13 protein-coding genes and 1 pseudogene are annotated in these 12,845 nt (G+C 32.4%); 6 read left to right on the top strand and 8 right to left on the bottom strand.

All coding sequences use genetic code 11. From position 1 onward, the window contains the following. The first annotated feature begins 5 nt into the window (after positions 1–5). Positions 6–341 carry a hypothetical protein gene (locus tag AC0L3M_RS08670; RefSeq protein WP_473430463.1) on the top strand — a complete coding sequence of 112 codons (336 nt, stop codon included), beginning with the start codon at positions 6–8 and terminating at the stop codon, positions 339–341. A gap of 134 nt (positions 342–475) precedes the next feature. On the opposite strand, the gene AC0L3M_RS08665 is transcribed toward AC0L3M_RS08670, so the two are convergent. Further along, the gene (locus AC0L3M_RS08665) at positions 476–1,051 is read right to left on the bottom strand and encodes a DUF2911 domain-containing protein (protein WP_292950092.1); all 576 of its coding nucleotides are present in this window, start codon (positions 1,049–1,051) and stop codon (positions 476–478) included. A 1-nt stretch (position 1,052) separates the two neighbouring features. Further along, positions 1,053–1,850 carry a DUF6503 family protein gene (locus AC0L3M_RS08660; protein ID WP_473430462.1) on the bottom strand — a complete coding sequence of 266 codons (798 nt, stop codon included), beginning with the start codon at positions 1,848–1,850 and terminating at the stop codon, positions 1,053–1,055. Between the two features lie 144 nt (positions 1,851–1,994). Between AC0L3M_RS08660 and AC0L3M_RS08655 the strand changes: the two genes are divergently transcribed. From AC0L3M_RS08655 to AC0L3M_RS08645, 3 genes are all read left to right on the top strand, one after another. Beyond that, a complete protein-coding gene (locus AC0L3M_RS08655) occupies positions 1,995–2,453 on the top strand; it encodes an RNA methyltransferase (RefSeq protein WP_292950088.1) in 459 nt (152 codons plus the stop codon). 27 nt (positions 2,454–2,480) lie between these two features. Continuing rightward, positions 2,481–3,362 (top strand): GTPase Era, encoded by an 882-nt coding sequence (era, locus tag AC0L3M_RS08650; RefSeq protein WP_473430461.1) that lies wholly within the window; start codon positions 2,481–2,483, stop codon positions 3,360–3,362. Between the two features lie 87 nt (positions 3,363–3,449). Next, positions 3,450–4,979 carry a choice-of-anchor I family protein gene (locus tag AC0L3M_RS08645; protein WP_473430460.1) on the top strand — a complete coding sequence of 510 codons (1,530 nt, stop codon included), beginning with the start codon at positions 3,450–3,452 and terminating at the stop codon, positions 4,977–4,979. 57 nt (positions 4,980–5,036) lie between these two features. Here the strand turns inward: AC0L3M_RS08645 and AC0L3M_RS08640 are convergent, their stop codons facing one another. Next, positions 5,037–5,534: a GTP-binding protein gene (locus AC0L3M_RS08640; RefSeq protein ID WP_292950083.1), complete on the bottom strand. Its 498-nt coding sequence runs from the start codon at positions 5,532–5,534 to the stop codon at positions 5,037–5,039. A gap of 98 nt (positions 5,535–5,632) precedes the next feature. Here AC0L3M_RS08640 and der point away from each other — a divergent pair, with 98 nt between their 5' ends. Then, a complete protein-coding gene (der, locus tag AC0L3M_RS08635) occupies positions 5,633–6,943 on the top strand; it encodes a ribosome biogenesis GTPase Der (RefSeq protein ID WP_145002996.1) in 1,311 nt (436 codons plus the stop codon). Between the two features lie 112 nt (positions 6,944–7,055). Beyond that, a complete protein-coding gene (locus tag AC0L3M_RS08630; RefSeq protein WP_473430459.1) occupies positions 7,056–9,839 on the top strand; it encodes an outer membrane beta-barrel protein in 2,784 nt (927 codons plus the stop codon). A 135-nt stretch (positions 9,840–9,974) separates the two neighbouring features. On the opposite strand, the gene thiD is transcribed toward AC0L3M_RS08630, so the two are convergent. From thiD to thiM, 5 genes and pseudogenes are all read right to left on the bottom strand, one after another. Continuing rightward, positions 9,975–10,790 (bottom strand): bifunctional hydroxymethylpyrimidine kinase/phosphomethylpyrimidine kinase, encoded by an 816-nt coding sequence (gene thiD / locus AC0L3M_RS08625; protein WP_473430458.1) that lies wholly within the window; start codon positions 10,788–10,790, stop codon positions 9,975–9,977. Beyond that, the gene (gene tenA / locus AC0L3M_RS08620) at positions 10,778–11,431 is read right to left on the bottom strand and encodes a thiaminase II (protein WP_473430457.1); all 654 of its coding nucleotides are present in this window, start codon (positions 11,429–11,431) and stop codon (positions 10,778–10,780) included. The genes thiD and tenA overlap by 13 nt, the downstream gene beginning before the upstream one ends. Beyond that, a complete protein-coding gene (locus AC0L3M_RS08615) occupies positions 11,407–11,526 on the bottom strand; it encodes a hypothetical protein (RefSeq protein ID WP_473432493.1) in 120 nt (39 codons plus the stop codon). The genes tenA and AC0L3M_RS08615 overlap by 25 nt, the downstream gene beginning before the upstream one ends. 15 nt (positions 11,527–11,541) lie before the next feature. Next, positions 11,542–11,900: pseudogene (locus AC0L3M_RS08610) on the bottom strand (thiamine phosphate synthase); the annotation flags it as partial. A gap of 148 nt (positions 11,901–12,048) precedes the next feature. After that, the gene (thiM, locus tag AC0L3M_RS08605) at positions 12,049–12,819 is read right to left on the bottom strand and encodes a hydroxyethylthiazole kinase (protein ID WP_473430456.1); all 771 of its coding nucleotides are present in this window, start codon (positions 12,817–12,819) and stop codon (positions 12,049–12,051) included. Positions 12,820–12,845: the final 26 nt, after the last annotated feature.

The following is a 12,845-nucleotide window of genomic DNA, read 5'->3' as shown; positions in this document are numbered from 1 at the left end:
GTATTATGGAAAAAAGCAAAACATGTCTGTCTTGTAATAAAGAGGTGTCAGGACGATCGGATAAAAAATTTTGTGATGCTTATTGCAAAAGCTCTTTTCATTATAATAAAATGTTAGAGGTTACACCTAAATTTTATAGTCGTGTAGACAAACAATTAAAGCTAAATAGACGTATTTTAAAAATTTATAACAAAGCAGGAAAAGTTACAGTTAGAACTAACGTATTATTGGATTTAGGTTTTGATCCCAATTTTTTTACCCATTACTGGAAAAACAATAAAGACGTGGTGTATTTGTTTGTTTACGAGTTTGGTTTTATGAAAAAAAGGAGAGCGGAATAGAGAAGTATGTATTGGTAAAATGGCAAGATTATATGTTTAAAAAGTAACTGTAGTATAATATTAAACAGAATATAAATAGTGTTTAAACAAAAAAAAGCCTCACAATTTGCGAGGCTTTTTTTAGCAATTAAGTCTTATTTTAAAGTAATAGGAAACTCTACAACAGTAGTATCCCATCCAATTTTTAAGTGTACTGTGTTTTTAGATGCTTCGTATAACGCGATAGACAGGTTTTCAATTTCGGTATCACTTTCAGTAACAGCTACGCTTACACTAGCAACATCGTTACTTTCGTCATAACCGTAATTTCCCCAACCATCTAAACCAGTATTTAGTTTAAGTGTCCACTCGTTAGCAGTAGGGATGATTATTATAGAATATCTTCCAGCTTTTACCGTTTTTCCGCCAACAGTAACATCGTTTAAAAATAATATCTCAGTAGACTCATTAGCACCAACTCGCCATGCTTCTCCAAATTTTAATAAACCTCCAAAAATGTCTCTCCCTTTTTTTGCAGGTCTAGAGTAAGTTACTCTAATTTGTGGCTCCATTGCGGCTTGCTTAGCTTCATCTTTTTCAAACGCTCGTTTTGGTGCATTTTCTGGATAATAGGCACGATCCATTGGGCTTTTGTCCATTTTAGCAAACTCTTGTGCATTGACAGTCGTTCCTGTTAATACAACTGCGATAATAAATAGTAATTTTTTCATTTTAGTTTTTGTTTAAATTAATTATGTTCTCGGTTTTTATTTCTGAAAGTTTTTCAAGCACATCAGCTTCATATAATGTAGGTAGCGTTTGTAATGCAGTACCAACATCTGCTTTGTAATTTATATAATCCTGAAACGTTATGCCATCAATAACACGACTGTTATAAGCGCTTCTAAATCTTACACCACCTTCATTGACATGATAACTGTAAGCTAAATAGTCAATTTTATTAGTGTCCTTATTTATCCAATAATAAAACTGGTCGTCAAAGTCTTGTCCACCACCTGCTTCATTAAAAGTAATTTGTATAACTGCATAGTCTTTGTTTTTTATAGTAGTAGCTTCAATATAACTAGCGTTAACAGCGGGATCATTTAATTTGTAAGGTAACATAGCAAAATAAATAACCGAGTTTATCGCTCCTGAGCCATCCACAATTTCCTTTTCCGTTAGTGTAACTGCTTTGTTATTTAAAAGTCTTGAAAATGTAGTGTTAGTCAATATATCTTGGATCGTATCGTTGTCCTTTATATACGTTTTATTATACTTATAATTAGAGTCTTCATTTTTAAATTGATACTGCTTGTCTCTAAAAGTAAACGCATAATGTGCAGTTTGGTATAAGTCGCCACCATGAGCCAAAATAGTTTTATTTATAATTTGCTGCGCTTTACTAAGGGTAGTCGTTGTTACTGTTGTACTATCTATGACTGTTGCGGTATTACTAATATTACGTTCTTTACAGGACGTGTTTAGGACTAATAATAGTAGTATAATAACAGGTCTTAAAATGGTCATTGGTTAATTTTTAGATGAAATTACAATTTTTGTCGTTTTAAAAACAAGACCTTTCAGTTAATTAGTAAAATTTTATGATAGCTTCCATGTTGGATATATATGACGAAGTGTTTAAAATGTACTTAAAAATTTTACTTTTGTAACATGGTAGATAATTTTGAAAACGAATATTTTGGTATAGGTATCCAAAACGGAAAAACACCAGAAAACCTAGGTGTCCTTTGGCGTACTGCACAAAATTTAGGTGCAAGCTATATTTTTACAATTGGTAATAGGTATGCTAAACAAGCTTGCGATACGCATAATGCGGTCAAGTCTATGCCATATTTTCATTATGATACCTTTCAGGATTTTTATGATAACATCCCAAAAGGTGCGCGATTAGTAGGTGTGGAGCTGGATGATACAGCTGTAGATCTAGAAACCTTCCATCATCCTAGACGTTGTGTCTATTTATTAGGTGCAGAGGATCATGGATTATCTAAACAAGCGATAGATAAAAGCCATTTTTTGGTTAAATTTAAGTCGCAATTAAGCTTAAATGTATCTGTTGCAGGAAGTATTGTGATGTATGATAGAGGAATAAACAAACCAAGGTCGTAACTTTGCGGTCTATTAAATAAGATTAAGATGGCACATAAAGCAGGTTTTGTAAATATTATTGGTAATCCAAACGTAGGTAAGTCAACACTTATGAATGCCTTTGTAGGCGAAAAATTGTCTATAATTACCTCTAAGGCACAAACCACAAGACACAGGATTTTAGGGATTGTTAATGGTGAAGATTTTCAGGTAATACTAAGTGATACACCAGGAATAATTAAACCAGCTTACGAGCTGCAAGCCTCTATGATGGATTTTGTTAAGTCCGCTTTTGATGATGCAGATATCCTTATTTATATGGTAGAAATTGGTGAAAAAGAATTAAAAGACGAAGCGTTTTTTAATAAAATTACCAATGCTAAAATCCCTGTTTTATTACTTTTAAACAAAATTGATAAATCTAATCAAGAGCAGTTAGAAGAGCAAGTACAATCTTGGGCTACTAAAGTGCCAAATGCAGAGATTATTGCTATTTCGGCTTTAGAAGGGTTTAATGTAAAAGAAGTTTTTGACCGTATTATCGAATTATTGCCAGAATCACCAGCTTTTTATCCAAAGGATCAATTAACAGACAAGCCAGAACGCTTTTTTATAAACGAAACCATTCGTGAAAAAATCTTAATGCATTATAAAAAGGAAATCCCTTATGCAGTAGAGATTGATACGGAAGAGTTTTTTGAAGAAGACCAAATAATTAGAGTAAGATCTGTAATTATGGTCGAGCGCGAAACCCAAAAAGGGATTATTATTGGACATAAAGGAACTGCTTTAAAACGTGTAGGTGTAGAGGCTAGAAAGGATCTAGAAAAATTCTTTGGTAAGCAAATTCACTTAGAGCTTTATGTAAAAGTTAATAAAAATTGGAGAAGCAACCAACGTCAGTTAAAACGTTTTGGTTACAATCAGTAGCATATTTTAATGTAATCGTTGCTTTGACTTAACTTTAGGTTAAACTTGATGTTTCACTTTTATGGTTTATAAAAAAACCAACTAAAAATGAAACATTTAAAAAAGTCAGTACTATTATTTTCAGCCTTAACATTATTCCATTGTGCAAACGATGATGACGCTTCAGTAGATTTACCAACAGTAAATACAGCAGTTAATTTTACTTATAAAACCACAATTAATGTTGGAGGTGAGGCTGCTGCCGAAATTTCTGCATATGATAAAACAACAAAAAAGTTGTTTGTTACTAATGCTGAAAGTAATGAGATTTCTATTTACAACCTTACAGATTTAGAACTACCAATGCAAGAAGCATCCATTAGCTTAAATGGTTTTGGTGCACCTAATAGTGTAGCAGTTTTTGATGGTAAGTTAGCAGTAGCTGTTGAAGCTTCAATTAAACAAAATCCAGGACAAATAAGAGTGTATAATACTGTAGATGCGTCTTTAAATAATACTTATACAGTTGGTGCGTTACCAGATATGGTTACATTTTCTAAAGATGGTAATTTTATTTTATCAGCTAATGAAGGCGAGCCAAATGCAGATTATACCAACGATCCAATGGGAACCGTAAGTATTATCGATTTAAATAATAATACAGTTACCACATTAGATTTTACAAGTTTTAATAGCCAAGAGGCTGCTTTGGAAGCCAATCACTTTAGAGTAACAGGATTAAATGCAGATCTAGCAAAAGACGTTGAGCCAGAATATATTACAGTGTCAGAAGACTCGCAGACAGCTTGGGTATCGCTTCAAGAAAATAACGGAATTGCAAAAATTAACCTGCTAACAAAAACCATTGAAGCTATTTTTCCTTTAGGTTATAAAGACCACATGTTACCTCAAAATAGTTTGGATGCTAGTAATGAGGATGGCGTAACCCAACTTAAAAATTGGCCAGTTAGAGGCTTGTACCAACCAGATGCTATTGTATCTGTTAGAATAAACGGAACAGATTATGTGATTTCTGCTAATGAAGGTGATGCAAGAGAATATGAAGGTACTCCTGGTTATATTGACATTGACAGAGTTAAAGATTTAACTTTAGATGCGACTATGTTCCCAGTGTCAGAGGATTATCAAAACGAAGCTAATTTAGGACGATTAAACGTGATGTTGTCTGAAGGCGATATTGATAACGATGGTGATTATGACTATTTGTATAGTTATGGTGCACGTTCGTTTTCTATCTGGAGTGCAAATGGTGCTTTAGTGTATGATAGTGGTAATAGTATTGCAACGCAAACCTTAGCAGCTACTCCAGCAACCTTTAATGATGAGGATAAACGAAGCGATGATAAAGGTGCAGAACCAGAAAGTGTTGATGTTTTAAATATTGGTAACCAACGTTATATTTTATTTGTTGGCTTAGAGCGTACAGACCAAATTATGGTGTATGATATTACTAATCCAAATGCACCTGTGTTTTTATCCATTTTATCACATACTGGAGACGAGGCTCCAGAAGGCTTGCTAGCTATTCCTGCAGCAGATAGCCCAACGGGAAAAGACCTATTGATAGTCTCTAACGAGGATAGTGGTACAGTATCATTTTACGAAAATCAACAATAAGATATTTAAGATATAATCGAATTTTTAAAAAAGCTTCAGTGTAAACTGAAGCTTTTTTTATTCATCTAAAACACTACTCATAAACGTGTAAAGTGCTGTCATTTCTTTTTGGTTAGACGTTTTACTTAAACGTCCAGAAAAATACAATATAAACCATAGTATAACCATACCAATTAGTCCCCAAACTTGTAATTGATAGTCTACTTTTAAGGCATAATTGGAGTAAGCCCAAATACAAAATGCTATAAATAATCCAGCAACTAAAAAATGTAAAAACATAAATAATGTCCAAACTGTAGGATTGGGACCAAAAAGCCCATACAATTGACTTTTGTTGTTTTCTAGATCATTTATCTCTAAATGTAATTGTGGTGACCAAAATTGTTGTTGCGCTTTTGGTAATTTAATAAACACATGATCATCCACTCTGGAGACTATAAATTGCTTCTGGTCCAGTCGTTTAGCTTCAAAAGCTTCTAAAACAGACGTATGTGATTTATTTAATTCTATCTTAAATCGTGGACGCAGCACGACTTCATTTAAATTTTCGTTCATAATTATCTCATAATGAAAGTAAAATACTATTTTTTCTCAAACTAAACACTACCTTTGCACTCGCTTACAGGATATGTAATGCATAAAAAAACAAAGATATGGGTAATATAGTAGCTATTGTAGGAAGACCAAATGTTGGTAAATCAACTTTTTTTAATCGTTTAATTCAACGTCGTGAGGCAATTGTGGATGCTGTTAGTGGTGTTACAAGAGATAGACATTATGGTAAAAGTGATTGGAACGGAAAAGAATTTTCGTTAATCGATACAGGAGGATATGTAAAAGGAAGTGATGATGTTTTTGAAGCAGAAATCGATAAACAAGTTGTTTTAGCTATTGAAGAAGCAGATGCCATTATTTTTATGGTAAATGTGGAAGATGGTGTAACAGGAATGGATGAGGATGTTGCAAGATTACTGCGTAAAGTTACAAAACCTGTCTTTTTAGTAGTTAATAAAGTAGATAATGGTAAGCGTGAAGAAGATGCTGTCGAGTTTTATAACTTAGGACTTGGAGAATACCACACTATTGCTAGTATTAACGGAAGTGGTACTGGAGATTTATTAGATGCTTTAGTAGCAGCATTACCAGAAGTAGAAGAGGAGGAAGAGGAAGTAGATGCTATACCACGTTTTGCAGTAGTTGGTCGTCCTAATGCTGGAAAGTCATCGTTTATAAACGCCTTAATTGGTGAAGATAGATATATTGTTACAGATATAGCTGGTACAACCAGAGACTCTATTGATACAAAATATAACCGTTTTGGATTTGAATTTAATCTAGTAGATACTGCTGGAATTAGAAAAAAATCTAAAGTAAAAGAAGACTTAGAGTTTTACTCTGTAATGCGAAGCGTACGTGCTATTGAGCATTCTGACGTTTGTCTTTTAGTAGTTGATGCTACCAGAGGATTTGATGGACAAGTACAAAATATATTTTGGTTAGCACAACGTAACAGAAAAGGTATTGTAGTGCTAATAAATAAATGGGATTTAGTAGAAAAAGACCACAAGTCAACTATCGAATTTGAAAAATACATCAAAACACAATTAGAGCCTTTTACTGATGTGCCAATTGTATTTATTTCGGTATTAACTAAGCAACGTATTTATAAAGCTATTGAAACCGCTGTTGAGGTGTACCAAAACCGATCTAAGCGTATCAAAACTAGCGAGCTTAATGAGACTTTATTACCTATCATAGATAATTATCCACCACCAGCTTATAAAGGTAAATTTGTTAAAATTAAATACGTAATGCAATTGCCAACACCACAACCGCAATTTGCTTTTTTCTGTAACTTACCACAATACGTGCGTGAAGGATACAAGCGTTATTTAGAAAACAAATTACGTGAGTTGTATGACTTTAAAGGTGTGCCAATTAGCGTTTACATGCGTAAAAAATAATTTTAAGGAAATTTTAAGTTTCTTTTAAGACTAAAGATAATATTACAAGGTTACTTTCGTTTTTGAAAATAAAGAGCTATTAATCAGGCTTTATAACATCAACCAAAAACCAATGCGTAATCTAATCATTATCACTGCACTGTTGTGTACCGCTTTTTCATTTAGTCAATCCAAAGAATTTATTATAACAGGTCAGGTGCTTGATGACTTAGATCAAGCACCTTTAGAAGCCGCAACGGTTTATCTAGAGCGTGTCAAAGATAGTAGTTTAGTAACTTATACTATTACAGATAAAAATGGCGCTTTTAGTTTAGAAGATGCTAGTGCTGAAGAAAATTTAAACCTTCTAGTGTCTTACGTAGGTTACCAATCTTACAAGAAACAAATAGCTATCAAAGCAGGCGGAACCATTAATTTGGGTGAAATTAATTTGCAAATTAGTAATGCCTTAGATGAGGTGGTTATCAAGTCTTCAGCTCCTGTAACTATTAAAAAAGATACTTTAGAGTTTAATGTAAATTCATTTAAAACCAAAAAAGACGCAACTGTAGAGGATTTACTAAAACAATTACCAGGTGTCGAAATTGACGAAGAAGGTAAGATTAAAGTTAACGGTAAAGAGGTTAATAAAATATTGGTAAACGGTAAACCCTTTTTTGGAAACGATCCTTCTATTACAATAAAAAATTTAACTAAAGAGATTATTGAAAAAATCCAAGTTGTTGATACCAAAACAAAAAGTGAAGCCTTTACAGGAGAAGAAGGAGATAAAGAAAACAAAACCATAAACTTAACCATAAAAGAAGAAAACAATAAAGGTGTTTTTGGACGTGTAGCAGCAGGAGTTGGGACAGATAAAAGATACGAGTTTGCCGGAATGTTTAATAGGTTTGACAACGACCAACGTATTAGCGTTTTAGTTGGTGGTAATAACATAAACTCGCCAGGATTTAGTTTTGGTGAAATCGAAAAAATGTTTGGTAGTGGTGGAAGCCGAAGTTGGGATAGCAATGGTTCTTTTAGTATTAACGGAAGACAATTTGGAGGTGGTCAAGGGATTACAACCTCTAAATTAGCAGGAGCCAATTATGCAGATGCTTTAAGCGAAAAAACAGAAGTTGCTGCAGATTATTTTTTCTCAAACAGTAACTCTGAAAACGAAACGTCTTCCCAAAGGGAAACTATTTTATCAGATTCTAGATATTTTTCTAATTCTAGATCTCGCTCAAATAACGATACACAGAGTCATACTGTAAATTCGGATTTTGAAATAAAAATTGACACTACATTTTTTATAAACATCAAACCATCCTTTGCTTACTCAAAAAGTACAACAGATTATACTAGTCAAGACGAAACTTTAGATGAGGATAGAGCGTTAACCAACCAATCTACATTATCATCGTTTGTAGATAATCGCGTTAAAAACTTTTCAAATGAAATTAGCGTTACTAAAAAGTTTGGTAATAAGGGTGCCTATTTAAGATTTGGATTGGATAACAGTTTTAATAATAGCGAAAGTGAAGACTTTATAAATTCTAATACCGAAGTGTTTGGATCAAGTCCAGAAACTATTAACCGAAACCAATTTACTGATGGTGATAATACTAGCAACAATTTACAAACAGATATAAGCTATAGATTGCCAATTATTGAAAAAGAATTTTTTGTAAGTTTTGATTATGAATACCAACGTAATAAAGACGAAAACAAACAAAGTACCTTTGATTATAACTCTGGTACAGATAATTATGATGCTTTTAATGAACTGTTAAGTACAGATTTTGAATACACAGATATTAAAAGCGCACCAGGAGTTAGCTTAAGTTATAATAAAGAAAAATGGTCTGCTAGAGTAGGTGCAGATTACGTGTCTAGAACTTTGAAAAATCAAGATGGATTACGACCGCAATTTAATGTTGAAAGAGATTTTAAAGCAGTCGAGCTAAGATCTAATTTTAATTATAGATTTAGTAAAAAGGCTTCTATTTATGCCAATTATAGACTATCAAATAGACCACCATCTTTAAGGCAATTACAAGCGTTTGAGGATGTGTCAAACCCATTAAATACAGTTGTTGGTAATCCTAATCTAGAGCCAACTAATGAGCATAGTTTTTACATGGGCTTTAATGCTTATAATTGGCAAGAACGTTCTGGTTTTTACATGTATGCTAATATTTCTAGAAGCCAAAATGCAGTCGTGTCTAGAACAACAATTGATCCAGCAACTTTAAAACGTATTACTACTTATGACAATGTAGACGGTAATCAAAGTGGGTATTTTGGAGTGGATTATAGTAAAAAGTTTAAAATAGACTCTTTACAATCTGTAAGATTTAAAATTGGTAACTGGTCAAACTTTTCAAAAAATATAAACTATAATAACGACGTGCAATACGCAAGTAATGTATTGGTGTTTAATCCAAACTTTGGGATTGATTATGTTTATAACACTATTTTTGAGTTTAAACCACGTTACCGAATTTCATTTACAAATAATAAATACGATATTGAAGCTTTTGAAGACAGAAACTTTACATCTCATAATTTAGATTTAAATACTGCATTTTTTCTTCCAAAAGGTTTAGAATGGCGAAATGATGTCACCTATAATTATAATCCAAATATAGCAGATGGTTTTCAAAAAGATGCTTGGTTTTGGAATGCTAGTGTAGCGTATTCAGTATTAAAAGATAAAGGGTTAGTCACGCTAAAAGTTTATGATTTATTAAATCAAAATACCAACGCAAGACGTACAGCTACTAATGACTATATACAGGATACGCAAAGTACTGTATTACGTCAATACTTTATGCTTAACTTTAGTTGGAAGTTTAATAGTTTAGGGTCTAAGGGAGAATCTAGAGATAATGGTATGTATTACATGGATTAATTAATCCATAACCTAAATAAAGTCTATAATAAAAAAAGCAGCTTACCTTAAAACGTAAGCTGCTTTTGTGTTGTATAATATGTGATTAGTTAATGTGTATTGTTAATAATGGTTTAGTATTTTTAGTTCATGCAGTTATTTTAATCCAAAGTGATTTATAGGACCATTTCCATGTCCTAAAATTTTGTTTTTCCCATTAGCAATAGCCACGTTTATATATTCACAAGCTTGCTTAACAGCATACTCTAAATCATCGTCTTTGCTTAAAAATGCAGCTATACTTGAAGATAAACTACAACCAGTACCATGTGTATTATTTGTGTTTATTCTTGGGTTTTTAAACACAGATAATGTATCAGTTGAAAAATTGTACAATACATCAAACATATCGTCTGTTGAATCTTCTAAATGACCACCTTTTAATAATACAGATGTTTTAAATGTTAATCCTATATCTTTTGCAGCAGTTTTAGCATTATTTGTATTAATTGCATATCCAATTAATGTTTCTGCTTCCTTGCTATTTGGTGTAATTAACAATGCTTTTGGCAATAATTTTTTTAAGCAATCTATAGCTTGGTCTGTAATTAACTTGTCGCCTGATGTTGCTATCATTACAGGATCTATTACAACGTTTTTTGCATGGTATTCAGCTAATTTTATACCAACAATTTCTATTACTTCACAGGAATGGAGCATGCCTATTTTTATGGCATCAAAATTAATATCTGAAAACACAGCATCTAGTTGTTTTTCAATATGAAAAATAGGCATTGGATGTATATCAAAGACACCTTTGGTATTTTGCGCTGTAGATGCAGTTATAACACTTGCTGCAAATGCGCCACATGCCGAAATACTTTTGATGTCAGCCTGTATTCCTGCGCAACCACCAGAGTCGCTGCCTGCAATAGTTAATACACTTTTGTAGGGTGTTTTTATATTTTCCATGATTCTTTATTATAAGCACTATCCCAAAACATCCATTCTAATTTTGAAGCTTTTTCAAAAGCTTTATTCATGTTATTTATACTTTCTTGTGATGCTTTAATGGTATGCTTGTTAGTTATTTCAATTGCACTTTTTACTGAATTTGCAAATGCTTCTCCACCATAGGTATTAATCCAATCTTGGTATGGATTGTTGTTTTTATTTGTCTGATTGGCTAAGATGTAATCTCCAATCTGTTGGTAAATAGTAAAACATGGAAGCACAGCTGCAAGACCTTCTTCTAAAGATTTAGTATGTGCCATACGCGATAAGTAACTTATATATAGTTCGCACGTAATTGAAGCTTCGTTTGTAATAGTTTTTTGATTAAGAAAATTTTGATGCAAAGCATTTTCTACATTTATGATTCCTGTGGCTGCATTCAAAAAAAACTGTGTATCATTTTCATCAGAACATTTTATACCTATTTGTGCCAAAATCTTTTTGTATTCAGATAAATAAATAGCGTCTTGATTTATATAAAAATAAAATATGTCTTTTGGAAGCGTTCCAGCCATAAGCTCTTGTATAAAACTATGCGCTTTTATTTGTTCTAAAATGTGTGCTGTTTTTAAATTTATTTTTTCGTACCAGTTTGACATATAATTTCTTTTAATTGTGCTGTTGCTTGTTCTGGATTGTCAGCTTGTGAAATAGCCGAAACTATTGCTACACCATCTGATCCATGTTGTATTATGCTTGCAGTATTTTTGTTGTTGATACCTCCAATACAAATAATAGGTATGCTGCATATTTTTTTATTTCTTTTAAGCCTGCAATACCTAAAGGCGAGTCTAAATCTTTTGTTTTTGTATTAGTATTAAAAATTGGAGATATGCCAATATAATTCACGTCTAGATGGTTAGCTTCCAAAGCTTGTTTTATATTACTTACAGACCAACCTATAATTTTATTTTTTCCTAATAACTTCCTAGCAATAGGAGCAGGCAAATCTTTTTGACCAATATGAATACCATCAGCATCTATAGCTAAAGCAATATCTATTCTGTCATTTATAATAAGTGGAATCTTGTATTTTAAACAAAGATTTTTTACAGCTAGGGCTCGAATATAAAATGCTTTAGTATTTAGTTTTTTTCTCTTAATTGCACTATGCTCACACCACCTTTTAAACTGGATTCTAAAACATTTAAAAACGCTGTATTGTCAGTTATTCGTTCATCAGTAACATACATTAGAGAATAATCTTGCTGTTTCATTATTTATTAGAAATTTGGTATAAAGCATCAAGAAAATTTACTTGAAAACTTCCAGTACCATGTGATATTTTATCAGCCATATTTCCAGCTTTTCCCATTAATTCCATTGCCATATATGAAGCAACATGGTAGTTTTGGTTTACTGCTATGCAAGATCCAATAATGCTAGTCGCAGTACAACCCATTCCAGTAACTTTGGCCATAATAGGTTTTCCTTTGGTTACTTTATCAATTAGGTTTCCTGTAATAATATAATCTACAGCACCACTTATAACAATGGTACTATTTAATTTTTTGGAAAGCTCTTGAGCTGCATTTAATGCATTTTCTGAACTTATTGTACTATCAACACCTTTAGTATTATTGCTTAATTGAGTTAATGCTAAAATTTCTGATGCATTCCCTCTAATAACCGAAGGTTTGTATTTTTCTATAATGCTTAAAGCAGTTTTAGTTCTGTAGGAAGAAGCACCTACACCTACAGGGTCAAAAACAACTGGTATATTAAGTTGGTTTGCTTTTTTAATGGCTAATTCCATTGCTTCAACCCATTTTGGACTTAGTGTTCCCATATTAATGACCAAAGCTGAAGCAATGGAAGTAATCTCTTCGACCTCTTCAATTGCATGTGCCATTACAGGTGATGCGCCAATAGCAAGTAATGCATTGGCAGTAGTGTTCATCACGACATAGTTGGTGATGTTATGAACTAAAGGTGCCTGTGCTTTTAATTCATTTAAAATTTTGTTGAGTTGTTGTTTTTTGGACATAGTATTTATTGTCAATTTTTATAATA

The sequence above is a fragment of the Olleya sp. KJ81-1 genome, from assembly GCF_055808135.1.
Note: the sequence above shows the minus strand (reverse complement) of the source record. Positions and strands in the feature narration are given on the sequence as shown.